The sequence below is a fragment of the Franconibacter sp. IITDAS19 genome, assembly GCF_023079515.1.
Lineage (GTDB): Bacteria > Pseudomonadota > Gammaproteobacteria > Enterobacterales > Enterobacteriaceae > Franconibacter > Franconibacter pulveris.
In genome coordinates this window covers 973,825-997,493 of record NZ_JALJCP010000001.1, presented here as the reverse complement: position 1 = coordinate 997,493, position 23,669 = coordinate 973,825, and the positions used below count along the sequence as shown (strand labels likewise).

Below are 23,669 nucleotides of genomic sequence, written 5' to 3'. Positions count from 1 at the left end.
TGGCTTGCAGTTAACACGCCTAAAAGCAAAAGGTCGGATTATTAAGACCATTCACCCGCCACTAATTTATGAACATCAAAGGCGTCATTCATAGACTGGCCGGTAGAGGCGGCGCCAGGCTGAATATTCGAACCGGCTTCCACATCTTTGACATTCCAGGTACTGGAAGGTGCGGTGCGGGTATCAGTTGCGGTTTCGGCCGCAAAAACGCCGAACGAGAGCGCGGACAGCACAACGGCTGCGGCTGTGGTTTTCATCATATTCATCATTTTCTTCTCTTATTTTTCTGAATCAGGTTAAACCGTGCGGTAATAAAACCGCTGTGATCAGATTGTAGATCCAGATCACATTTCTGCCCACTCAAATTATTTGTCATTTCGTTTCAAATTAATTGAATGTTTGATGGCGGGGCTAATTATGAAGAGAAAGTGAAGAAACGGATTTTTATATTTTCCAGACTAAGCGACCAGGTTGAAATGCAACTTTAAGAATTAACTTAAAAAATCAGGCCGGATAAACCGGCCTGTTGTTTTACATCTTATAACCGAGCGTAACGGAGGTACGAGTGTCGGTATGCTCAGGCGCCGAAGAAGGCGGCTCGGAGTTCCAGGTGACGTTATAAGCGACCTTAAGACCAAAATGCGCGTTAATAGCCACATCAAGCGCGGTTTCGGAGTTAACGGTCGTATCGTCAGCGCCAAAGACGGAAACGCCCTGGGTAAATTTCGTGTTATCGGTAAGCTGCCAGGCATAGGTGCCGGAAGCGTAGCCGAGACCCTGAGTCTTGGTGTCACCGTTGGTGTATTCGTCGTAGCGCACGCCCGGACCAAATTCGACGCGAAGACTATGCACCGGACCGTTAAGCAACTGGCGACCATAACCCAGCGTTGCTACGTCACGCTCGCGATAGCCATTGTAACGGTCGGTCAGCCAGCTCGCCTGGCCGAACAGATAATCCAGATCGGTTACGTTGTAGCGGCTACGGCCGCCCACCGCATATTTTTCTGACGAACGCTCATCGTTAGAAGAGGTGTTGCTGGCATTGCCCCACAGCGACCAGGCTGTTCTCTGACCGTACCAGGTTAGCGTACTGTCGGCGGTTAAAGAGGAGCTTTTCGTGTTGCCTGACTGGGCCAGATAACCGGCGTTCAGGTTGCCTTCGAAAGGTTTTTTAGCGGTGGAAGGATCGTCCATGACAGTAAAAACGGTGTTGTCCGCGATTGCGAACTGACTCACAAGCGCGCCCCCCGCAAGCAGTATAACTGCGGGTACTGTCTTCAAAAGCTTCATTTATTTTTAGGTCCGTACAACAAAAAAAAGAGACCGATAAGGTCCTGGAATGTTTTCCCGGAATCAACGACATAAGGCTCGTCGAAAGGTAACAAATTATAAAAAGGCCCGCATAACATGGCAATAAATTCTTATCTCTATTTTTGAATAAGAGGGATCTTAAATCTGCTTTTATTTCATAAATATAGCGCCGATGAAAAAACCTGCTTTATTTGAGAAATCAGCGTGTTAATTCACACCCTAACCCGGTATGGAGTGCTACGCTTACCGCAGCCCATATAAAAAGGAGGTCACATGGTACGCATTTATACGCTGACGCTGGCGCCTTCTCTCGACAGCGCTACCCTCACGGCGCAAATTTATCCTGAAGGCAAGCTTCGCTGTAGCGCGCCGGTTTTCGAACCCGGCGGCGGCGGGATTAACGTCGCGCGCGCTATCGCGCATCTTGGCGGCAAAGCCACCGCGATTTTCCCGGCTGGCGGCGCCACCGGCGAACACCTCACGGCCCTGTTGCTGGATGAACACGTCGCCGTACAAACCATAGAGTCAAAAGACTGGACGCGACAAAATCTGCACGTGCACGTCGAGGCAAGCGGTGAACAGTACCGATTTGTTATGCCCGGCGCGGCACTCAGCGATGAAGAATTCCGCCAGCTCGAAGAAAAAGTACTGGCTATTGAAGCGGGTTCCATTCTGGTGATAAGCGGCAGCCTGCCGCCGGGCGTGAATGTCGCCAAACTTTGTGGCCTGATAAAAGCCGCCCAGCGACAAAACATACGCTGCATTCTCGACAGCTCGGGCGACGCGCTGGCTGCTGCGCTGGAGATTGGCGATATCGAACTGGTGAAGCCCAACCAGAAAGAACTTGGCGCGCTGGTGAAACGCGACCTCACGCAGCCGGATGACGTACGTCAGGCGGCGATGGAGCTGGTCAGGCGCGGCAAGGCGCGACGTGTTGTCGTCTCGCTTGGCCCGCAAGGCGCGCTGGCGGTGGATGAACAGGATTGCGTGCAGGTGGTGCCGCCGCCGGTGAAAAGCCAGAGCACCGTGGGCGCGGGTGACAGCATGGTCGGCGCGATGACGCTCAAACTGGCCGAAGGCGCTTCGCTGCTGGATATGGTGCGCTATGGCGTGGCCGCAGGCAGCGCCGCCACACTGCACCAGGGCACCCAGCTCTGCTCGCGCGAAAACACCGACAAAATTTACGACTACCTGAAGGGCTAGTTTCCCCCTCTTCCTTTCCATCGCGTCGGGCAGGCATTGCCCTGGCGACTTGCAACAGTGAGGTAAATAATGAGCAGCGGAGACATTACGCGCTATGTAGTTACCCTGAAATATCAGGAGCACGGCCTTGCGGATATCAATGAGCTAACCAATGCGCTCACCCGGGGCGGTTTTCAGCTCACCATGAGCGATGAAGAAGGTAAAATTCATGAACTGGGCCCCAACACGTTTGGCATGATCAGCGCGCTTAGCAAAGAAGAGGTGTTGGCAATGGCGCGCGGCCTCGGCGAAGTGGCGCTGGACAGACAACCTGAGGTGGAGATAACCACCTGGGAGGAGTGGCAAAAAGCGACGTAACGACCACGGCGCAAAGCGAGTCAGGGTGTGCGTCAGCTCGACGTTTTCGCTCGCCCTTTTGCGCTAACCTGATGATCTGATTGATAACCCGGGAGAGAAGCGTCATGTGGCAAGCGATTACGCGGTTATTGAATGAGCAGCTGGGTGAAGGCGAAATAACCCACCGGGAGGAGCTGCCGGGAGGTGAAATCCACGCCGCCTGGAAAGTGACTTTCGCAGGCCGACCGGTATTTATTAAGTGTGACGATCGAGAACTGTTGTCCGTTTTTACCGCCGAAGCGGATCAGCTCGATCTGCTGGCGCGCAGCAAGACGGTAACGGTGCCGGAAGTTTACGCCGTAGGCAGCGACAGGGATTACAGCTTTTTGCTGCTGGAATACCTCGCTCCTCGTCCGCTTGATGCGCATAACGCTTTTCTTCTGGGGCAACAGTTGGCTCGCCTGCATCAGTGGAGCGAACAACCTCAGTTTGGCCTTGATTTCGATAACGATCTTTCCACGACGCCACAGCCCAACGCCTGGCAGCGACGCTGGGCGACCTTTTTCGCCGAGCAGCGCATCGGCTGGCAGCTTGAGCTGGCGGCGGAAAAAGGGCTGGAGTTCGGCGATATCGACCTGATTGTCGATGCGGTGCATCAACAGCTCGCCGGCCACCAGCCTCAACCTTCCCTGCTGCATGGCGATCTCTGGTCCGGCAATTGCGCGCTCGGCCCGAACGGTCCCTATATTTACGACCCCGCCTGTTACTGGGGCGACAGGGAATGCGACCTCGCGATGCTGCCGCTGCATTCGGAACAGCCGCCGCAGCTCTACGATGGCTACCAGTCTGTTGCGCCATTGCCGCCCGACTTCTTAACGAGACAGCCGCTTTATCAGCTTTATACGCTGCTTAACCGGGCAATACTCTTCGGCGGGCAACATCTGGTCACGGCGCAAAAAGCGCTGGAGAGGATTTTAGCGGCCTGACGACGCCCAGGTCAGCCACTCCTCAATGGAGTGGCTGACGCATCAGAGAAAACCAAGCAGTGAGAAGAAAAGGTAACCCAGCACGATGACGATGACCGGCAGGATATAAAGCGGGAAGATTTGCAGAAAAATGGTATGCCTTGGCACCACGATTTTAGACTCTATCTGTTCGCGGCTAAGCCCATCGGCGCCTTTTGCCCGCTCAAGAATTAACTGGTCTTCCACCCCTTCGCGCAGAAAGCGCGCCTGACGGCTCATGCGCGCGCCGCTGGCCTGAAGTGCGAGGCCGACAAAAATGAGCGCAAAAATCACCCAGAACAGAATATTGGCCTGATGCCGGAAGTCGGGCAGCGGCGAGTTATACCAGAACAGGTTCAGAAACGGCGTGTTAAAGCGCATCATCTCAATCATTACATGAGCAAAGTCCATCATCACCGCATTGATGCCCGGCTGCTTGTCGCTGTGCTCATACATAAATTTCAGAACAGAAATAACCGTGGAAATCGTCGCCAGAATAAAGATAAGCCACCCGGCAATGCGTTTTACTACGGCAATGCGTCCAGCTTGTTGATACGTCATGCTTTCCCCTTGATTGTGACGTCACATTGTCGCTTTAAGTCTACCTTCTCCCTGCGCTTTTCGCTGCACTTTCCAGGCGGGAAGACAAAGCAGTAGCCATACTTCGTTTTTCAGGCTATTGATAATCCTTCTTAAACAATCTGAAAGGAGTGCAGCCGATGTCGACCTCGCGCCAAATCCTCGCCGCGATCTTTGATATGGATGGATTGCTGATCGATTCCGAACCCCTGTGGGACCAGGCGGAACTGGAAGTGATGAAAACGCTGGGCGTGGATATCTCCCGCCGTCATGAATTGCCCGACACGCTGGGGTTACGCATCGATCTTGTCGTGGAGCTCTGGTTCGCCCAACAACCCTGGAATGGCCCGTCGGTGGCGGAAGTGACGGAGCGCATCATTAACCGCGCCATCACGTTGGTGGAAGAGGAACGCCCTCTGCTGCCTGGCGTGCATCAGGCGGTAGCCCTGTGCAAAGCGCAGGGCTTGAAGGTAGGTCTGGCCTCCGCTTCGCCTTTGCGCATGCTTGAACAGGTGCTGGACATGTTTGAATTGCGCGACCAGTTTGACGCCCTCGCCTCGGCGGAGCACTTGCCGTACAGCAAGCCGCACCCGCAGGTCTATCTTGATGCCGCCGCGAAGCTTGGCGTAGATCCGCTGACCTGCGTCACGCTGGAAGATTCCGTTAACGGCATGGTGGCAACGAAAGCCGCGCGCATGCGCTCCATCGTCATCCCGGCCCCGGAAAACCGCGACGACCCCCGCTGGGCACTGGCTAACGTGAAGCTGGACTCGCTGGAGGCGCTGACGGCAACGCATCTGCGCGGTTAAGCGGTTACCGCTGAAAAAGGGCACGCCGCTGCCCTTTTTTATTAACCCAATCAAAATTTATGAAACACCTTTTCAATTCCATTTGTGTTTTATCACGCCCCTTCCTATGCTTCTCGCAAGCTCACCCACGGACCATTTCATCACCACACAGGGGCATCTATGATTCTTGACGCTTTTACGCTTGCAGGGAAAGTAGCGCTGGTTACCGGCTGCGATACGGGTCTGGGACAAGGCATGACGCTGGGCCTGGCTGAGGCGGGCTGCGATATTATTGGCGTCAACCGCAAAGCGCCGCAGGAAACGGCGCAGAAAGTGCAGGCGCTGGGCCGCCGCTTTCACGCCATTCAGGCCGACCTCAGCCGCCATGACAGGCTGCAGGATATCGTTCGCGAAGCGGTTGAGCAGATGGGGAGGATAGATATTCTGGTTAACAATGCCGGCACCATTCGCCGGGAAGAGGCGCTCAGTTTTAGTGAAAAGGATTGGGATGAGGTCATGGACCTGAACCTGAAATCACTGTTTTTCCTCTCCCAGGCCGTGGCGAAGCAGTTTATTAAGCAAAGCAGCGGCGGCAAGATTATCAATATCGCTTCAATGCTCTCTTTTCAGGGCGGCATTCGCGTGCCTTCTTATACCGCCTCGAAAAGCGGCGTGCTGGGTCTGACCCGCCTGTTGGCGAACGAATGGGCAAAATACGGTATCAACGTCAACGGCATCGCGCCGGGCTATATGGCGACCAATAACACCCAGGAGCTGCGTGAAGACGCGGCGCGCAATCAGGAAATCCTCGACCGCATTCCAGCCGGACGCTGGGGCAAACCGGAGGATTTACAGGGAGCGGTGGTTTTTCTGGCTTCATCCGCTGCCGATTATGTAAACGGGTATACGCTGGCTGTGGACGGAGGCTGGCTGGCGCGCTGACTGCAGGCGCGGATTGTGACAAAGAGTTACACCGTCACCACTTCCGTCTACTGTATAAAACTCCTATACTGGATGAATTGACAGTTACGTTGGGTTTTATCATGACGGCGGAAGGCCACCTGCTTTTTTCCATTGCCTGCGCGGTGTTCGCCAAAAACGCCGAGCTCACGCCTGTACTGGCGCAGGGCGACTGGTGGCATATTGTTCCCTCCGCCATTCTCACCTGCCTGCTGCCGGATATCGATCACCCCAAATCATTTCTTGGGCAGCGGCTTAAATGGATATCGAAACCCATCGCCCGCGCTTTTGGGCACCGTGGCTTTACTCACAGCCTGCTGGCCGTATTTGGCTTGCTGACGGTGTTTTATCTTCAGGTGCCGGAAAGCTGGATTGTTCCCGCCGACGCGCTGCAGGGCATGGTGCTGGGCTACCTGAGCCATATTCTCGCCGACATGCTAACCCCAGCGGGCGTGCCGTTGCTGTGGCCCTGCCGCTGGCGCTTTCGTTTGCCTATCCTGGCGCCGCAAAAAGGCAACCAGCTGGAGCGCGTATTGTGCATGGCGCTTTTCGCCTGGGCGGTCTGGATGCCGCAGGGCATGCCCGAAAACAGTGCAATTCGCTGGTCATCTCAGGCGATTAATTCGCTGCAAAACGGCTTTAATCGGTTTATTCATCACCAGACAGGACAATAAACCAGCAAAATAATACCGTGCGGAATAACCTATTCTTTTTGGATATAAGTAACTCGCAACGCTTCTGATACCCTTTGCGGCATAAAGGCATGCCATTTTACGCATGCCCGTCATAAGAAATCAGGAGAAACGGGGATGAACCTTCCATTAATCGCGAACGTTGTCGCGTTCGTCATTCTGCTGCTCTTGCTGGCGCAAACGCGCCACAAGCAGTGGAGTCTCGCCAAAAAAGTGTTGCTCGGCCTGGTCATCGGCGTGGTCTTTGGCCTCGCGCTGCAGCTGATCTACGGCGCGCAAAGCGATGTGCTGAAAAGCTCTATCCAGTGGTTCAACGTGGTCGGCAACGGCTATGTTCAACTGCTGCAGATGATTGTTATGCCGTTGGTCTTCGCCTCTATTCTGAGCGCCGTGGCGCGCCTGCATAACGCCTCTTCCCTTGGCAAGATTAGCGTACTGACTATCGGCATTCTGCTCTTCACGACGCTTATCGCGGCGCTGGTGGGCGTGTTTGTCACTAACCTCTTTGGCCTGACGGCGGAAGGTCTGGTGCAGGGGAGCGCGGAAACCGCTCGCCTGAACGCTATTCAGACGAACTACGTCGGCAAAGTGGCGGACCTGACCGTACCGCAATTGCTGCTGTCGTTTGTGCCTAAAAACCCCTTTGCCGACCTGACTGGCGCGAACCCCACGTCGATTATCAGCGTCGTGATTTTTGCCGCTTTTCTCGGCGTGGCCGCGCTTAAGCTGCTGAAAGACGATGCGCCGAAAGGCGAACGCGTGCTGGCGGCCATCGATACTCTGCAAAGCTGGGTAATGAAGCTGGTGCGTCTCGTTATGCAGCTGACGCCTTATGGCGTGCTGGCGCTGATGACTAAGGTGGTTGCAGGCTCCAATCTGCAGGACATCATTAAGCTCGGCAGCTTCGTTGTCGCCTCTTACCTGGGGCTGGGCATCATGTTTGTCGTGCACGGCATTCTGCTTGCGGTTAACGGCGTCAGCCCGCTGAAATATTTCCGCAAAGTCTGGCCGGTACTGACTTTCGCCTTTACCAGCCGCTCAAGCGCAGCGTCCATTCCGCTGAATGTGGAAGCGCAAACGCGTCGTCTGGGCGTGCCGGAATCGATCGCAAGCTTCGCCGCCTCTTTCGGCGCCACCATCGGACAGAACGGCTGCGCGGGTCTCTACCCGACTATGCTCGCGGTAATGGTTGCCCCGACGGTTGGCATTAACCCCTTCGACCCGATGTGGATAGCAACGCTGGTTGGCATCGTCACCCTGAGTTCGGCAGGCGTAGCGGGCGTGGGCGGTGGCGCCACCTTCGCGGCGCTGATCGTGCTGCCAGCGATGGGCCTGCCGGTAACGCTCGTCGCTCTGCTGATCTCGGTTGAACCGCTTATCGATATGGGCCGTACGGCGCTGAACGTGAGCGGTTCAATGACCGCCGGCACGCTCACCAGCCAGTGGCTGAAGCAGACCGACAAAACGGTTCTTAACAGCGAGGAAGAAGCCGAACTGGCTCACCGCTAAGCGATAAAAAACGCAAAAGCCGCCTGCGGGCGGCTTTTTTATGCCTGAAGCAGGCTAAACGTCCGTTTCCTGACGCATCTGCGTAGCCCAGCGTTGGGCGGCTTCAGGCACGCCGAAGGCGGGGGAGCGGCGAAAGTGCTCGCCCACCAGCACAAACGCGACGTATTTGCCACGCAGCAGGTACACATCCTGAAAACCCTCCATGCGCACGGCATGATCCGGCGGTGCCGGCTCCACGCGGGGTACATAGCTGATGATGGGACGATTCTGTTGACGAAGTGGTTTCATAGGCGTCGGTTTTTTACTCTTAATAATTCCATAAACAGGAAAAAACTATCATAGCGGATTGTGGGCTGCGGCGTCGCGTATAGCGTGCTTCAACGCGCCCCAGATGACGTTTTTCACGCCGTTTTGCCGTCTGGCGCAAGCGCTGGATCCCCTTCCCTGTTCTATAGTTAGAAAGCTTTTGAACACAAAAAAGCCGCCTTTCAGCAATGAAAACAGGAGAAGCGTTCAATGTCGCAAGAAGAGAAAAAACCACACCATCATGAATCGCCGGTGCATGATGCCGATGAGTCGCGTCCCGGCCTCGATTCCCTTGCTCCGGAAGATGGTTCGCACCGCCCCGACCCGGTTCCCACCCCGCCCGGAGAGCAACCCACCGCGCCCGGCAGTCTGAAAGCGCCGGACACCTCTAATGAAAAGCTTAAAGCGCTGGAAACCTTTCGCAAAGGAAGCGAAGACTTTCCGTTGACCACCAACCAGGGCGTGCGCATCGCCGACGATCAGAACTCCCTGCGCGCAGGCACACGCGGCCCTACGCTGCTGGAAGATTTTATCCTGCGGGAAAAAATCACCCACTTTGACCATGAGCGTATCCCGGAGCGTATCGTCCACGCCCGCGGCTCGGCGGCCCACGGTTATTTTCAGCCTTACAAGAGCCTGAGCCATATCACGAAAGCCGATTTCCTCTCCGACCCTGATAAAATCACCCCTGTCTTTGTACGATTTTCTACCGTTCAGGGCGGCGCAGGCTCGGCGGATACCGTGCGCGATATCCGCGGTTTCGCCACGAAGTTTTATACCCAGGAAGGCATTTTTGACCTGGTCGGCAACAATACGCCGGTGTTTTTCATTCAGGACGCCCATAAATTCCCCGATTTCGTTCACGCCGTGAAGCCGGAGCCGCACTGGGCTATTCCACAAGGCCAGAGCGCCCACGACACGTTCTGGGATTATGTCTCGCTGCAGCCTGAGACGCTGCATAACGTTATCTGGGCGATGTCCGATCGCGGCATTCCGCGCAGCTACCGCACCATGGAAGGTTTCGGCATTCACACTTTCCGCATGATCAATGCCGAAGGCAAAGCGACCTTTGTACGCTTCCACTGGAAGCCAGTGGCAGGGAAAGCGTCACTGCTGTGGGATGAATCGCAAAAGCTCACTGGCCGCGACCCCGATTTCCATCGTCGCGATCTGTGGGAAGCTATCGAAGCGGGCGACTTCCCGGAATATGAGCTCGGCCTGCAGCTTATCCCGGAAGAAGATGAGTTCAAGTTTGATTTCGACCTGCTGGATGCCACCAAACTGATTCCGGAAGAGCTGGTGCCGGTGCAACTGGTGGGCAAAATGGTGCTCAACCGCAACCCGGATAACTTCTTCGCCGAGAACGAACAGGCGGCATTCCATCCAGGCCATATCGTGCCGGGGCTGGATTTCACCAACGACCCGCTGTTGCAGGGCCGCCTCTTCTCCTACACCGATACACAAATCAGCCGTCTCGGCGGGCCGAACTTCCACGAAATTCCGATTAACCGCCCTACCTGCCCTTATCATAATTTCCAGCGGGACGGCATGCACCGCATGGATATCGACACGAATCCGGCGAACTACGAACCCAACTCAATCAATGACAACTGGCCGCGCGAAACGCCGCCGGGGCCGAAACGCGGCGGGTTCGAGAGCTATCAGGAGCGTATTGAAGGCTATAAAGTCCGCGAGCGCAGCCCGTCGTTTGGCGAATATTACGCGCATCCGCGCCTCTTCTGGCAAAGCCAGACGCCGGTTGAGCAGCGCCATATTATCGACGCTTTCAGCTTTGAGCTAAGTAAGGTCGTACGTCCCTATATTCGTGAGCGCGTGGTGGATCAGCTTTGTCGAATCGACATTTCGCTGGCCCAGCCTGTCGCTGAAAATCTGGGGATTGAGCTGACGGATGAGCAGATGCATATCGCTCCGCCGAAAGATGTCAACGGCCTGAAAAAAGATGCCTCGCTTAGCCTTTATGCGGTGCCGGGCGGCTCGGTAAAAGGCCGCGTGGTGGCGGTCCTGCTTAACGATAAAGTGAATGGCGCCGAGCTGCTCTCTGTACTGCAAAAGCTAAAAACGCATGGCGTGCATGCAAAGCTGCTCTACAAACGCATGGGTGAAGCGGTTGCGGATGATGGCTCAAGAATTCCGGTCGCGGGCACTTTCGCCGGCTCCCCGTCATTAACCGTGGATGCGGTGATTGTGCCAGGGGGCGATGTCGCTTCGATTCTTGATAACGCCGATGCCGCGTACTACCTGATGGAAGCCTACAAGCACCTCAAGGTTATCGCGCTGCTCGGGGAGGCCCGTCAGTTCAAACCGTTCATTAAGGTTCCGGATGCGGGCGAGGAAGGCGTGCTGGAGGCGGATGATGCGACAGGCAACTTTACCGACGATTTTGTGAAGCTGCTGGCGGGCCATCGCATCTGGTCGCGCACCACGAAAAGTCTGACCATACCGGCTTGATCGTTATTCTCCCCCTCCTTTACCGGAGGGGGCAGACAATAAAAAAACCGGCCGAAGCCGGTTTTTTTAACCCTGCGCGCTTACTTTTTCGGCGCCTGCGGGTCGGTGTCATATTCGGCGCAGGTCTGGTAGCCGGAGTTCAGCACGTGGCCGGTATCGTCGAGCGCGACGAAATAGGTTTCGGTTTTACCGTTACGTTGACCCAGGATATAGGTCTGGCAGGTACCACGAGCGTGGATCATGGTCACTTCAGAAGAAGGCTGACCGGCAATCTGGCGAACCTGCTCACGGCTCATGCCTTTTTTCACATCTTTCACAACCGGCTGCGTGAACTGATCGGTCGTCCGGTCATAAGCCGTACAGCCCGCAAGCATGGTCATAACCGCCGCTGCACTTAAAAATCCTGCAAAGTTCTTTTTCATTTTGTCGTCCTCTTTTCTCAGCGTGTGAAGTAAGCCTGGAATAGAAACGAACATTTATCAACTTGTTAGCGATAAGCGAAGCGAATTAGGATTATTCCCTTATCGACAGGAGGGAAAGAGAAAACGCCGCAATTAGCAGCGCTCGCGCTGTCTGTAGCGGTACGAAACTTGTCGTTTTGCCGTCAAAGGGTTAGCTTTAACAAATCCTGTTTTTTCGCCTGCGCGTTGCAGGTTAACCACAACCGGAGGGGTTAAATGTCTTTGCAGCAAGAGATTATTCAGGCGCTTGGCGCGAAACCGCAGATTGACGCCCGCGAAGAGATCCGCGCCAGCGTTGATTTCCTCAAAAGCTACCTCAAAACCTATCCGTTTCTGAAAACCCTGGTATTAGGCATCAGCGGCGGCCAGGACTCCACGCTCGCAGGCAAACTGAGCCAGACGGCTATCAGCGAACTGCGTGAAGAAACTGGCGACAGCAGCTATCAGTTCATCGCCGTACGCCTGCCCTTCGGCGTGCAGTTTGATGAAAAGGATTGCCAGGACGCGCTGAACTTTATCCAGCCGGATAAAGTACTGACGGTGAATATTAAGGAATCCGTGCTGGCGAGCGAGAAGGCGCTGCGCGACGCGGGCATTGAGCTCAGCGATTTTGTGCGCGGCAACGAAAAAGCGCGCGAGCGTATGAAAGCGCAGTACAGCATTGCGGGCATGACCAAAGGCGTGGTGGTGGGCACAGACCACGCGGCGGAAGCGATTACCGGCTTCTTCACCAAGTATGGCGATGGCGGCACCGACATCAACCCGCTGTTCCGTCTCAACAAGCGCCAGGGCAAACAACTGCTTAAAGAGCTGGGCTGCCCGGAACACCTCTACCTGAAAGTGCCGACCGCCGATCTCGAAGACGATCGCCCCTCGCTGCCGGATGAAGTGGCGCTGGGCGTGACTTACGAAAACATCGACGATTACCTCGAAGGCAAGCAGATCGACGAAAACCTCGCCAAAACCATTGAAGGCTGGTATCTCAAGACGGAGCATAAGCGCCGCCCGCCGATCACTATTTTTGACGATTTCTGGAAAAAATAATCACGCGAAGGTGGCTTCGGCCACCTTTTTTATGGAAAGCGTATGCCTGAGTCAGCCCCTTCTCTTACCGCCCATCCGGTTTCAGCACAGCGCGCCACTCTTGCAGGGCTGATAGCGATTCTCCTCTGGAGCGCTTCCGTCGGCCTGTTTCGCAGCATCGCCGAGCAGTTCGGTCCAACCGGCGGCGCCGCGCTTATTTACACGCTCAGCGCCATTTGCCTTTGTCTGGCGCTGGGGTTGCCGCGCCCGCGTCAGTTGCCGAAACGGTATTTGTTTATCGGCGGCGCGCTTTTTGTCGGCTATGAAATCAGTCTCGCTCTCGCGATTGGTCTTGCCCACACCCGAGCGCAGTCGCTGGAGCTTGGCATGATCAACTATCTGTGGCCGAGCCTTACCGTTCTGCTGGCGCTGTTTTTAAACGGCCAGCGCGCCTCGTGGCTCATCTGGCCCGGCTTAGCGCTGGCGGTGGCTGGCGTCGCGCAGGTGTTGAAAGGCGACGGCGACTGGTCGCTCGCCCTGCTGTGGGCCAATATGCAGGATAACCCCATCGCCTATGGTCTGGCCTTTGCCGCCGCGCTTATCTGGGCGCTTTACTGTAACCTTACGCGCCGCTGGAGCGAGGGCAGAAGCGGCGTGACGCTTTTCTTCTGCGCAACGGCCATCGTCTTATGGGTTATGTTTTTTATTACGCCGCAGCCCGCGCTGCACTTTTCGCTGCCCGCCTCGCTCCAGTTGCTGTTTATGGGGCTGTCGACCGCTATCGCTTACTCCGCATGGAATCGAGGCATAAGCCACGGCAATATGACCCTGCTCGCCACCGCCTCGTACTTCACGCCGGTGCTTTCCGCGCTGCTTGCCAGCCTCTGGCTCGGCCTGACGCCCGGCTTCGGCTTCTGGCAAGGCGTGGTAATGGTGGTGCTTGGATCGCTGGTCTGCTGGCTTGCCACGCGCAACCGCTGAACAACATGCCGCTTTTTCAACCAGACATTCCCTGATAGACTGGATAAGTAAACAGTATTCAGGAGAGTAATGAGTGGTAAGGCGTACTGGCGCGCCAAGGCTCGATTTTGAAGCCGCGGCGATTTATGAATACCCCGAGCATCTGCGTCCCTGGCTCGACGATCTGCCCAAACACCCCGGCGTGTATGTTTTCCATGGCGAAAGCGAAACCATGCCCCTTTATATCGGTAAAAGCGTGAATATTCGCAGCCGGGTGCTTTCTCACCTGCGCACCCCGGATGAAGCGGCGATGCTGCGCCAGTCCCGGCGAATCACATTTATCCGCACGGCTGGCGAGATAGGCGCGCTGTTGCTGGAAGCGCAGATGATCAAAGAGCAGCAGCCCTTGTTCAACAAACGCCTGCGCCGCAACCGTCAGCTCTGCTCGCTGCGCCTGAACGGCGCGAAGCCGGAAGTGGTTTATGCCCGCGAAGTCGATTTCTCCAGCGAGCCCGGGCTCTATGGTCTTTTTTCCAGCCGCCGCGCCGCGCTGCAAACGCTGCAGTCGCTGGCTGATGAGCATCAGCTCTGTTACGGCCTGCTGGGGCTTGAGGCGTTAAGCCGCGGCCGCGCCTGCTTTCGCTCGGCGCTTAAGCGCTGCGCGGGTGCCTGCTGCGGGCGCGAGAGCGAAGAGGCGCACAATGAGCGGCTGATGGCGGGCCTGGCGCGCATGCAGGTGATCTGCTGGCCGTGGCAGGGGCCGGTGGGGCTTAAAGAGAGCTTTGGCGAGATGACCCAGTACCATATCATCCATAACTGGTTCTGGCTCGGCTCGGTCAACACGCTGGATGAGGCGAAAACCATCAGCCGCGCGCCGCAGGGCTTCGACAACGACGGCTATAAAATACTCTGCAAGCCGCTCATCAGCGGCCAGCACGATATCGTCGAGCTGGCGCGCTAAGCGTCAGAGGTAGCTGATTTCGCTAAACAGCAGCTGGCCTTCCGATTTCAGCAGCCGCAGCGTATGCCTTCCCTCCTGCCACCAGGCCCCCTGATCGGCGGTGAGCAGCTTATCTTCAAGCTGCCACGCGCCGCTAATCACATACACGATTCCGGCGCGCGAGCTAAACGTGGTAAAGGTGCGGTCCGCCACCCGCACTTTGGCCTGACAGCGGTCGCGGCGGGTCATAACGTTGAAGTCCAGCGACATCCGCCCTTCCGATAACACCGCACGTACGGTCTGTTCTCCAGAAAAGGCGAATGGCTGATGGCGGCGTAAGATATGGCGAAACGCATTGCCGCCATCGAGCGTAACCTCCCCGCCCTCCAGCAGCGTAACAACCCGGTCAACCTGCGGAAACGGGGCAAACTCGCCATTGCTGGACAGGGAGGCAATACTGGCGCGCCAGTTGAAATCACGGGTAGCGGGCGGAAAACAGCAGATCTCGCGGGTTTCTCCCGCGCCGTTTCGCCATAAATTGACCGGCATTTTTTTAATATCAAAAAATTCCATTACCACTCCTGAAAAAACGCGTAATGCGCCAGGGCCCCGCGCAAAAAGGACGGAGCGAAAAACATTATGGGTATAAACAAAACCTGTTATCGGCAGCGCCTGGCCATTGCTGCAGGGCCGGAGATCGCCACACCGCTTATCTTTTTAACATTTTGATAACGATGAGGTTTTAATGGACGCTGGCCAATGAGAATAACGATCTGCCAGCCGCAGGCAAGAGGGAAACGCAAAAAGAAAACCGCCGGTCCTGTTCACAGCACTGGGGTGCGCTATGAACAAGACCGGCGGTCTTTAAGAGGTCGCTGTTGTTATTATTCAGCAGCTTCCGGCATTTTACCTTCCGGAGCCGGACGTTCTGTCAGACGCTTCTCAAAATTGGCATTAAATTGCTTTTTCTGCTCCGGCGTCAGGATGTTATAGATTTTATTCTGGGTTTCCAGATGGGCCATCATGCGCGCTTTGTTCTGCTCAGCCATTTTATCTACCTGCGCCTGCGCTTTCGCACGGTCGAAGCTATCGCTGGCAATCAGGTTGTGCATCTCGCGGCGTTCTTCCAGTGACGGACGCTTGAACTTCTCACGCTGCGCTTTATGGATATCGCGGATCTGCTGCTTTTGCGCGTCGGTCAGGTTCAGGCCTTTTAACATCATCTCATTGTGCGGACCGCGCGGGCCTTTATGATGCTGCATCGGCGTGCTGTCGGTGGTGGTTGCGGACGTGGCGGTATCCGCCGCATGTGCCAGATTAGCTGCGCCCAGAGCCAGAGTGGAAGCAACAAAAATCGCAGTTAATTTACGCATAATATTGTCCTTACTTTGTTTATTCGGCGACAGGGTTTGTCGCGTTGACGAGAATGAGTTTAGGGCTTATTACGTCAAGTAATCAGAGCCACAGTAAAACAATGAAAGGATAAAAAACAAGAAATAATCAATTATGAAGAAAATAAGGATAAAGCGTAGAGAAGCGCAAGAAAATATAACAACAGACTGATTAAGAAGGAAATTTGCAGAAAGTATAAAGATAAGGCGCTGCAAAAGAAAGCAATAAGCCAGGAATATTCCGCAAAAAATTTGATCCTGTTCTAAATATAAGCGGGCCCCTGAACGGAGCCCGGAATTATTTCATTTCGATGAGCATTAACCCCGCCCGCATACCGATAGCGACCGAGGGGTTGGGAAATAAAACATATTCGCAGTCATGCTTCACTTCATAACGCGTATCGCTATCTTCCGCCAGCAAAGTGCCGCGCGGAAAAGCGGTGAAGTTGAGCGTCTGGCCGGTCATGTGCAGCACGAAGCTGTCGCTATGCCGGGTGATTTGCTGTACCACTTTGTAGCGCAGCGGCGGGTCCTGCGCCGCCGGCGCTTCGCCGCCGCACAACAATGCCGCCAGCGCCGCTTCCGTGACCGCGAACTGTGACAGGTCGTTTTCACCGAACGGCTGCGCCTTACCCAGCTCCAGCGTACAGCTCAGCGTGCCGAAGTGTTCGCTGCTGAAATGGGTAAAGGTGCCGCCCGGCGCGCGATGGAACACCAGCGCCTGCAGCCCGGCGCAGCCCAGCCAGGCGAGATAAGCCTCGTCGTAGGGCAGCGGGCGCGCGGGCAACACGCCAAATCGCGGATGGTAAGAGCCGCGAATGGCGGTGTGCATGTCCAGATGCCAGCGCAGCTTCTCCTCGCCGCTTTCGAAAAATTTCTCCAGCGTATGTTCAAGCACATTGGCCCGCTGCGTCTCTACGCTCTCAGGGAACTGTTGCCAGCGGCCGCCGAACATCCGGTTCATATCGCTGTGCAGATAACGCTTGCCGCTGCGCAGCGCCGACGGGTTGCCAAGCACAACCAGCAACCGCCACTGTAGCGCCAGCTCGCCGTCAAAGAGCCGTTTCAAAAGCCTGTCGAGGATCTCCACCGGCGCGGTTTCATTGCCATGAACGCCTGCCGAGAGGATAAGCGCCTTTTCGACTGGTTGAAGGGGCATCATCAGCAGTATGCCCTCATCCCACCACTGCCAGCGAAAATGCGCCGTCTCGCCCTGTCTCTGCCCGGGCGCTTTGCCCTTGAGCGTCTGCGCCAGAAAGTCGCGCATCGTGCCTCCTTATTAACGCTGGAATGGATAAACTGATCCTAAGTGTAGCAAGCGGGTCAGTTCTTCCAGCGCCTCCCTGCCCTCGCGCAGCAGCTGCGGGTCGGCGAGATCCGCCTGCGTCAGCCGGTCGCGGTAGTGTTTTTCTACCCAGCGGGTAAGCGTTTCGAACAGCGCGTCGTTCATCATAACAGCAGGGTTAACCGCCTGGCGCTCCGCGTCGTTCAACACTACGCGCAGGCGCAGGCAGGCGGGACCGCCGCCGTTGGCCATGCTTTCACGCAGGTCAAATACCTTCAGCTCGTTTATCGGGTTGTCGCTGGCGACCAGCGCATTCAGATAGCGCCAGACGCCTTCATGCTGGCGCGACTCCTGCGGCAGCACCAGCACCATTGAGCCATCGTCGCGGCTCAGCAACTGGCTGTTGAAAAGGTAAGTTTCCACGGCGTCCTGCACCGAAACCTGGTTCGCCGGCACTTCGAGCGCCATAAAGCCCGGCACTTTTGCGCGCAGCTCGCCTAACACATCCTGCTGATGAAGAAACGCCTGCTCATGGCAGAAGAGCACCTGTTGATTGGACACGGCGATAACGTCGTTATGAAACACGCCCTGGTCGATGACCGCCGGGTTTTGCTGGGCGAAAATCAGCTGCTTCGGATTAACCTGGTTGACGCGAGCCACCGCCTGGCTTGCCTCCAGCGTCTGACGCGCCGGGTAGCGGGCCGGGATAAGCCCGCCGCTCTCTTCGCGGCCATAAACGAAAAGCTGAATGCCCGGCTCGCCGTAGTCGCCGCCGAGGCGGTTATGGTTAGCCGCCCCCTCGTCGCCGAACATCGCCACCTGCGGCAGCGCCGGATGAACGGAAAAATGCGCTTCATCGCGAAAAATAGCGCGCAGCAGCCGCTCGGTGGTGGGCGCTTCGCTGGCGCGGTGAAATTTATTGTTAAGATTGGCGACGGTGAGGTGCACTTTGCCATCCAGCGCATCGGCGGAAGGGCAAACCGTCGCGGCGTTCGCCACCCACATCGAAGAGGCCGAGCTTGCAGCGCTCAGCAAGTGCGGCGCCTGCCGCCAGGCCTTCTCCACGACCTGCTCATCTGTGCCGTTAAAGCCCAGCAGGCGCAGCGCCTCGATGCCGGGGCGCTCTTGCGGCGGGATCACCGCCTGGGCGAAGCCCGCATCGGCAAGGGCTTTCATCTTGCGCAACCCCTGAAGCGCGGCGAGCTTCGGGTTAGAAACCTGGTAGCGGTGCTTCGTAGAGGCTTCGTTGCCAAACGACAGCCCGGCGTAGTGGTGGGTTAAGCCCACCAGCCCGTCAAAGTTAACTTCGCGCGCTTTCATGCCTGCTCCTTAGTGAAATCCAGCCCCGGGCTTAAGGTTGCCGGCAGCGTAAAGCTCGGGCTTTCCAGCGAAGCCATCGGCCAGGCGCAATAATCCGCCGCGTACCACGCGCTGGCGCGGTGGTTGCCGGACGCACCCACGCCGCCAAAAGGCGCGGTGCTCGCCGCCCCGGTAAGCGGCTTGTTCCAGTTGACGATGCCCGCACGCGCTTCCAGCAGCAGCTGTTCAAACTGCTCGCGGTCGGGTGAAATCAGCCCGCTCGCCAGCCCGTAACGGGTATCATTGGCCATGCGAATGGCTTCATCGAAGCTGTCATAGCGATAAACGCAAAGCAGCGGGCCGAAAACCTCTTCATCCGGCACGTCGCGCGCTTCGCTCATGTCGATAATGCCAGGCGTGAGCAGCGAACTGCCCGCGCGCAGCAGCGTTGGCGTCAGCAGCGGTTTGCCGCCGCGCGCCAGATGCCCTTGCCAGGCCTCCAGCACGCGCTCCGCCGCCTGCACCGACACCAGCCCGCCGATAAACGGCTGCGGCTCGGCGTCCCAGCGGTCGGGCTGAATGCGGCGGCTGATTTCCACCAGGCGCGCAAGAAATGCGTCGCCCGCGTCTCCCCGCTTCACCAGCAAACGACGCGCGCAGGTGCAGCGCTGCCCGGCGGTAATAAAAGCGGACTGGATAGCCAGATGCACCGCGCCGTCGAGATCCGCGGGATCTTCCACAATCAGCGGATTGTTGCCGCCCATCTCCAGCGCCAGGATTTTCTCCGGCTGCCCGGCAAGCTGGCGGTGAAGCTGGTAGCCGGTATTCGCGCTGCCGGTAAAGAGCAGCCCGTCGATATCGTGTTGCGAGGAAAGCGCCTGCCCGGTTTCGCGCCCGCCCTGCACAAGGTTCAGCACGCCTGCCGGCAGCCCCGCCTGCTCCCAAAGTTTCATCACCGCTTCGCCGGTGTGCGGCGTCAGTTCGCTGGGTTTGAAAACCAGCGTATTGCCCGCAAGCAGCGCAGGAACGATATGCCCGTTCGGCAAGTGGCCCGGGAAATTATAGGGGCCGAACACCGCCAGCACGCCATGCGGGCGATGACGCAGCGAGGCGGCGCCGTCCGGCATCGGGCTGTGCTGCTCGCCGGTGCGGGTCTGGTAAGCTTTTACCGAAATGCCCACTTTATTGATCATCGCCGTCACTTCCGTCGCCGCTTCCCAGCGCGGTTTGCCGGTTTCCCGGGCGATGATTTCAGTGAGCTGCGCTTTGTTCTCATCCAACAAAGCCGCGAACTTTTCCGCTATAGCCTGACGCCCGGTAAAGGGGCGCTTCGCCCAGCCGGGAAAGGCTTCGCGCGCGCTTTTGCACGCCTGCGCCACCTGCTGCGCATCCGCCGCTTTACCCTGCCAGAGCGTTTCGCCGCTAACCGGGTTGGTTTTCTCAAACCCCTCGCCGTTGCCGTTCAGCCACTGGCCGTTAATCCACAAACTCATGCTTTTTTCTCCTCAGGGCAGAGACGAACCAGACGTACAGTGTCGCCGGGACGGCATTTCAGGGCGTCAAGGGTGGCGCCGTCCAGCACCAGCCGCTCGGTATGGGGATTCGCGCGCACCAGCATCACGCGGAACATGTCGTAATTTTCATTCGCCACCATGCAGGCGGGCAGATCCTCGCCCGCGGCGGGCTGGCCTTCCGCCACTTCCACCAGTCGGCTTTTACGGATAGCGCGTACCCGGTCGACATCGCACTCCAGCGTCGGGCCGCCGTCGAAGATATCGACATAGTTGCGATAGCGGAACCCTTCCGCTTCCAGCACCGCGCGGGCCGGGGCCGTTTGCGGGTGCACCTGGCCTATCACCGCCTGCGCCGCCTCGCTCAAAAAGTGAGTGTAGATCGGGTGTTTTGGCATCAGTTCAGCGATAAACGCTTTCTGCCCGGTGCCGCACAGGTAGTCGGCGCGGCTGAACTCCATGGAGAAGAAGCGTTGGCCGAGGCTGTCCCAGAAAGGAGAGTAGCCGTGCTCATCAATGACGCCGCGCATCTCCGCCACCACCTTTTCATTAAACCGTTCGCGAAAGGCGGCCATAAACATAAAGCGCGACTTCGACAGCAGATAGCCGTTGCCCTCTTTGCGCCACTGCGGGTCGAGAAACAGCGTGCAAAGTTCGCTGCTGCCGGTGTGATCGTTGCTTAAAAAGAGCGTCGGCAGCGCGTTATAGACATTTAGCTCTTTTGAGGCGTGCACCAGCGTGCCGACGCGGTAGTTATACCAGGGATCGTTCAGCCCCACCGCCACTTCAATCGCGCAGATGCCCGCCACCGCGCCGCTTTGCGTATCCTCCAGCACGAACACATAGCCCTGGTCAGCTTTCGGCAGCGTGCCGCGCCAGGTTTGCAGCGAGCGCTCAATGCGGGCGCTAAGGGTCGCTTCATCGACCGGGAGCGAGGTAAGCCCCCCGCCCGTTTTCCCGGCAAGCGCCAGCAGCGCGCCGAGGTCGTTATGCTCAATAGGGCGAATCACCATCATGATGAACCCTCCGCAAGAAAGCGGCTGCACGCGCGGGCAAAGCGTTCAAGCCCGGCGGCGATCTCCGCTTCGCTGATATTAAGCGCGGGCGCGAAGCGCACCACGTTGCCGCCGGCAATCAAGACCATGACGCCTTCCTGCGCGGCCAGCGTGGAGATGGCTTTCGCTTTACCGGCATACTCATCGTGAAGCACACACCCGAGCAGCAGCCCGAGACCGCGAATTTCTTTAAACAGCTTCAGACGGTCATTCAACGCAGTAAGCTGTTCAATAAAAGCGTGATGCCGCGCTTTCACGCCCTGCAGCGTTTCAGGGGTGTTAATAAGCTCCAGAACACGCCCCGCCACTGCGCCCGCCAGCGGGTTGCCGCCGTAGGTCGTGCCGTGGGTGCCAACGCCCATGACCTTTGAGAAACGCTCGGTGGTAAGAATGGCGCCAATCGGGAAACCACCGCCCAGCGCTTTGGCGGTGGAGAGCACATCCGGCGTTACCCCGTAGTGCATATAAGCGTAAAGCGAACCGGTGCGCCCTACGCCGGTCTGCACCTCGTCAAAAATCAGTACCGCGTTGTGCGCGTCGCACAGTTCGCGCAACCCTTGCAGAAAAGCGGGGTCGGCTGGCACTACGCCGCCCTCGCCCTGCATCGGTTCGACTATCACCACGCAGGTATCGTCATTGATAAGCGCGCGGGCGGAGGCGAGATCGTTATACACGGCGTGAGAAATCTGCGGTGGCAGCGGCGCGAAATCCTGAGAATAAGCCGGCTGGCCGCCCGCCGAGACGGTAAACAGGGTGCGACCATGAAACGCGTTTTTGAAAGCGACAATGCCGCTTTTCTGCGGACCGAAATTATCGTGGGCGTATTTGCGCGCCAGCTTCAGCGCCGCCTCGTTGGCCTCTGCCCCCGAGTTGCAGAAGAAAACGCGATCGGCGAACGTGGCGTCGATAAGCTGTTTAGCCAGCTTTAATACCGGCTCGTTGGTATAACCGTTACCGGTGTGCCACAGCTTCGCCGCTTGCGCCTCCAGCGCTTTGCGCAGCTCCGGGTTAGCGTGCCCCAGCGCATTAACGGCGATGCCGCCAGCGAAATCGATATACTCCTTGCCTTCCTGATCCCACAGCGTCGAACCTTCAGCCCGTACCGGAATAAACGGCGCCGGCGCGTAAACCGGGATCATCCATTCATCAAAGTTTTGACGGGTAATTGACTGCGACATAGCGACCTCTTCCGGTAAATTAATGGTTGTCGATTTGTTAATAAATATGATGTGTTTGCGCTCTTACAATAGATTGCAGGCTTCGTGCCAGCCAGCGGCAAAAATGCATAAGAGATGACAGCACAATTAAAATCAACAACTTACGAACCAGAATTATTCACTATTAGTGCATAAACAGTGCATACTAACGTGATGCGCTGCGGTTGCAGAAAAATAAATAAGCAATGTTATGCATAAACCGAATATCCTTCTGGATTTGTGATCGCAGGCAGGATTCAGAGGAAAAAAACGCCCTTTTTTAGGGCGCCATGCGCTGAAACAGGGCGCTGTGCGCCGAAACGGGGCGTAGCGGCGAAAGCGAGCCATTCATCCGCGCAAGTAAAAGGATGGCCTCAGGGGCAGCGATGCGGGGGCTTTTCTGATATTCTCTGGCGCCTGACTTTCCGCAATGTGGCAGCGACTATGAAATTTGTCTCTTTTAATATCAACGGCCTGCGCGCCCGCCCCCATCAGCTTGAAGCGCTGGTGGAGCAGCATCAGCCCGACGTCATCGGTCTTCAGGAAACAAAAGTGCATGACGATATGTTCCCGCTCGAAGAGGTAGCAAAACTCGGTTACAACGTTTTCTACCACGGCCAGAAAGGACATTACGGCGTGGCGCTGCTGACAAAAGAGACGCCGGTCGCCGTGCGTCGCGGCTTTCCGGGGGATGATGAAGAGGCGCAGCGCCGTCTGATTATGGCGGAGATCCCCTCTGAAATCGGCAACATTACGGTAATTAACGGTTATTTCCCTCAGGGCGAAAGCCGCGATCATCCGACAAAATTCCCGGCTAAAGCGGCGTTTTATCAAAACCTGCAGGATTATCTGGAAAGCGAGCTTAAGCGCGAGAACCCGGTGCTTATTATGGGTGATATGAATATTAGCCCAACGGATCTGGATATCGGCATCGGCGAAGAGAGCCGCAAACGCTGGCTGCGCACCGGCAAGTGCTCATTCCTGCCGGAAGAGCGCGAATGGATGGGCCGCCTGCTGAACTGGGGGCTGGTAGATACCTACCGCCATGCTCACCCGGAATCGACCGACCGCTTCTCCTGGTTCGACTACCGTTCGCGCGGCTTTGACGATAATCGCGGGCTGCGCATCGACCTGCTGCTGGCAAGCTCGCCGCTAATGGAGCGTCTGGTGGAAACCGGTATCGACTACGATATTCGCGCCATGGAAAAACCGTCCGACCATGCGCCGGTGTGGGCGAAATTTAAGCTTTAAGCATCGTTATATGCGTGCTCGCCTTTTTTCTTTTCAGGGCGAGCGCAAAGCGAAATCCGCAGACTACCCTGTCCGTCCCGCTCGCCGCTTCTCTCCCCTGAGGGGAGCGGTAAGGCGAGCACGGACGTCTCTTTTTTCAT

At 56.9% G+C, this 23,669-nt stretch carries 24 protein-coding genes; 12 read left to right on the top strand and 12 right to left on the bottom strand.

Going from position 1 to position 23,669, the window contains the following annotated elements; translation table 11 throughout:
• Positions 1 to 41 precede the first annotated feature (41 nt).
• Both MT962_RS04905 and MT962_RS04900 read right to left on the bottom strand, forming a co-directional pair.
• Positions 42 to 266, bottom strand: a complete 225-nt coding sequence (locus tag MT962_RS04905; protein WP_048888224.1) for a hypothetical protein — start codon at positions 264 to 266, stop codon at positions 42 to 44.
• A gap of 265 nt (positions 267 to 531) precedes the next feature.
• On the bottom strand, positions 532 to 1,290 hold the full coding sequence (locus MT962_RS04900; RefSeq protein ID WP_024558073.1) for a YdiY family protein: 759 nt from the start codon (positions 1,288 to 1,290) through the stop codon (positions 532 to 534).
• Between the two features lie 294 nt (positions 1,291 to 1,584).
• Between MT962_RS04900 and pfkB the strand changes: the two genes are divergently transcribed.
• From pfkB to MT962_RS04885, 3 genes are all read left to right on the top strand, one after another.
• Positions 1,585 to 2,514, top strand: a complete 930-nt coding sequence (gene pfkB, locus MT962_RS04895) for a 6-phosphofructokinase II (RefSeq protein ID WP_024558072.1) — start codon at positions 1,585 to 1,587, stop codon at positions 2,512 to 2,514.
• 69 nt (positions 2,515 to 2,583) lie between these two features.
• Positions 2,584 to 2,871: a type V toxin-antitoxin system endoribonuclease antitoxin GhoS gene (gene ghoS / locus MT962_RS04890; protein ID WP_048888225.1), complete on the top strand. Its 288-nt coding sequence runs from the start codon at positions 2,584 to 2,586 to the stop codon at positions 2,869 to 2,871.
• 104 nt (positions 2,872 to 2,975) lie between these two features.
• The gene (locus MT962_RS04885; protein ID WP_247364800.1) at positions 2,976 to 3,836 is read left to right on the top strand and encodes a fructosamine kinase family protein; all 861 of its coding nucleotides are present in this window, start codon (positions 2,976 to 2,978) and stop codon (positions 3,834 to 3,836) included.
• 42 nt (positions 3,837 to 3,878) lie between these two features.
• Here MT962_RS04885 and MT962_RS04880 read toward each other — a convergent pair whose 3' ends face one another.
• The gene (locus MT962_RS04880; RefSeq protein ID WP_024559617.1) at positions 3,879 to 4,415 is read right to left on the bottom strand and encodes a YniB family protein; all 537 of its coding nucleotides are present in this window, start codon (positions 4,413 to 4,415) and stop codon (positions 3,879 to 3,881) included.
• A gap of 158 nt (positions 4,416 to 4,573) precedes the next feature.
• On the opposite strand from MT962_RS04880, the gene hxpB reads away from it, so the two are divergent.
• From hxpB to MT962_RS04860, 4 genes are all read left to right on the top strand, one after another.
• Complete coding sequence (gene hxpB / locus MT962_RS04875) at positions 4,574 to 5,242, top strand: hexitol phosphatase HxpB (RefSeq protein ID WP_024558068.1); 669 nt, start codon at positions 4,574 to 4,576, stop codon at positions 5,240 to 5,242.
• A 159-nt stretch (positions 5,243 to 5,401) separates the two neighbouring features.
• Positions 5,402 to 6,163, top strand: a complete 762-nt coding sequence (gene kduD, locus MT962_RS04870; RefSeq protein ID WP_247364799.1) for a 2-dehydro-3-deoxy-D-gluconate 5-dehydrogenase KduD — start codon at positions 5,402 to 5,404, stop codon at positions 6,161 to 6,163.
• 89 nt (positions 6,164 to 6,252) lie between these two features.
• On the top strand, positions 6,253 to 6,855 hold the full coding sequence (locus tag MT962_RS04865; protein ID WP_125454258.1) for a metal-dependent hydrolase: 603 nt from the start codon (positions 6,253 to 6,255) through the stop codon (positions 6,853 to 6,855).
• 135 nt (positions 6,856 to 6,990) lie between these two features.
• Entirely contained in the window at positions 6,991 to 8,382 is a 1,392-nt protein-coding gene (locus MT962_RS04860) for an L-cystine transporter (RefSeq protein ID WP_247364798.1), read from the top strand.
• A gap of 54 nt (positions 8,383 to 8,436) precedes the next feature.
• On the opposite strand, the gene cedA is transcribed toward MT962_RS04860, so the two are convergent.
• Entirely contained in the window at positions 8,437 to 8,670 is a 234-nt protein-coding gene (cedA, locus tag MT962_RS04855) for a cell division activator CedA (protein ID WP_024558064.1), read from the bottom strand.
• A 228-nt stretch (positions 8,671 to 8,898) separates the two neighbouring features.
• Between cedA and katE the strand changes: the two genes are divergently transcribed.
• Positions 8,899 to 11,157 (top strand): catalase HPII, encoded by a 2,259-nt coding sequence (gene katE, locus MT962_RS04850; RefSeq protein WP_024559613.1) that lies wholly within the window; start codon positions 8,899 to 8,901, stop codon positions 11,155 to 11,157.
• 80 nt (positions 11,158 to 11,237) lie between these two features.
• Here the strand turns inward: katE and osmE are convergent, their stop codons facing one another.
• Positions 11,238 to 11,579, bottom strand: a complete 342-nt coding sequence (osmE, locus tag MT962_RS04845; RefSeq protein ID WP_024558062.1) for an osmotically-inducible lipoprotein OsmE — start codon at positions 11,577 to 11,579, stop codon at positions 11,238 to 11,240.
• Between the two features lie 255 nt (positions 11,580 to 11,834).
• Here osmE and nadE point away from each other — a divergent pair, with 255 nt between their 5' ends.
• The 3 genes from nadE (at position 11,835) to cho (ending at position 14,562) form a co-directional block, all read left to right on the top strand.
• Positions 11,835 to 12,662 carry an ammonia-dependent NAD(+) synthetase gene (gene nadE / locus MT962_RS04840; RefSeq protein WP_024558061.1) on the top strand — a complete coding sequence of 276 codons (828 nt, stop codon included), beginning with the start codon at positions 11,835 to 11,837 and terminating at the stop codon, positions 12,660 to 12,662.
• Between the two features lie 42 nt (positions 12,663 to 12,704).
• Positions 12,705 to 13,622, top strand: coding sequence for an aromatic amino acid DMT transporter YddG (gene yddG, locus MT962_RS04835; RefSeq protein ID WP_247364797.1), 918 nt, complete (start codon positions 12,705 to 12,707; stop codon positions 13,620 to 13,622).
• 73 nt (positions 13,623 to 13,695) lie between these two features.
• Complete coding sequence (gene cho / locus MT962_RS04830) at positions 13,696 to 14,562, top strand: excinuclease Cho (protein ID WP_024558059.1); 867 nt, start codon at positions 13,696 to 13,698, stop codon at positions 14,560 to 14,562.
• A gap of 3 nt (positions 14,563 to 14,565) precedes the next feature.
• On the opposite strand, the gene ves is transcribed toward cho, so the two are convergent.
• From ves to MT962_RS04795, 7 genes are all read right to left on the bottom strand, one after another.
• Positions 14,566 to 15,114 (bottom strand): environmental stress-induced protein Ves, encoded by a 549-nt coding sequence (gene ves, locus MT962_RS04825; protein ID WP_048888229.1) that lies wholly within the window; start codon positions 15,112 to 15,114, stop codon positions 14,566 to 14,568.
• Positions 15,115 to 15,425: 311 nt separating this feature from the next.
• Complete coding sequence (gene spy, locus MT962_RS04820) at positions 15,426 to 15,914, bottom strand: ATP-independent periplasmic protein-refolding chaperone Spy (protein ID WP_024558057.1); 489 nt, start codon at positions 15,912 to 15,914, stop codon at positions 15,426 to 15,428.
• A 316-nt stretch (positions 15,915 to 16,230) separates the two neighbouring features.
• Positions 16,231 to 17,199, bottom strand: a complete 969-nt coding sequence (gene astE, locus MT962_RS04815; protein ID WP_024559611.1) for a succinylglutamate desuccinylase — start codon at positions 17,197 to 17,199, stop codon at positions 16,231 to 16,233.
• A gap of 12 nt (positions 17,200 to 17,211) precedes the next feature.
• Complete coding sequence (gene astB / locus MT962_RS04810; RefSeq protein WP_247364795.1) at positions 17,212 to 18,537, bottom strand: N-succinylarginine dihydrolase; 1,326 nt, start codon at positions 18,535 to 18,537, stop codon at positions 17,212 to 17,214.
• Positions 18,534 to 20,009 (bottom strand): succinylglutamate-semialdehyde dehydrogenase, encoded by a 1,476-nt coding sequence (gene astD / locus MT962_RS04805; protein WP_024559609.1) that lies wholly within the window; start codon positions 20,007 to 20,009, stop codon positions 18,534 to 18,536. The genes astB and astD overlap by 4 nt, the downstream gene beginning before the upstream one ends.
• A complete protein-coding gene (gene astA / locus MT962_RS04800) occupies positions 20,006 to 21,043 on the bottom strand; it encodes an arginine N-succinyltransferase (protein WP_247364793.1) in 1,038 nt (345 codons plus the stop codon). The genes astD and astA overlap by 4 nt, the downstream gene beginning before the upstream one ends.
• Positions 21,040 to 22,260, bottom strand: coding sequence for an aspartate aminotransferase family protein (locus tag MT962_RS04795; protein WP_247364790.1), 1,221 nt, complete (start codon positions 22,258 to 22,260; stop codon positions 21,040 to 21,042). The genes astA and MT962_RS04795 overlap by 4 nt, the downstream gene beginning before the upstream one ends.
• A 462-nt stretch (positions 22,261 to 22,722) precedes the next feature.
• Between MT962_RS04795 and xthA the strand changes: the two genes are divergently transcribed.
• On the top strand, positions 22,723 to 23,529 hold the full coding sequence (gene xthA, locus MT962_RS04790) for an exodeoxyribonuclease III (RefSeq protein WP_029696792.1): 807 nt from the start codon (positions 22,723 to 22,725) through the stop codon (positions 23,527 to 23,529).
• The last annotated feature ends 140 nt before the right edge of the window (positions 23,530 to 23,669 follow it).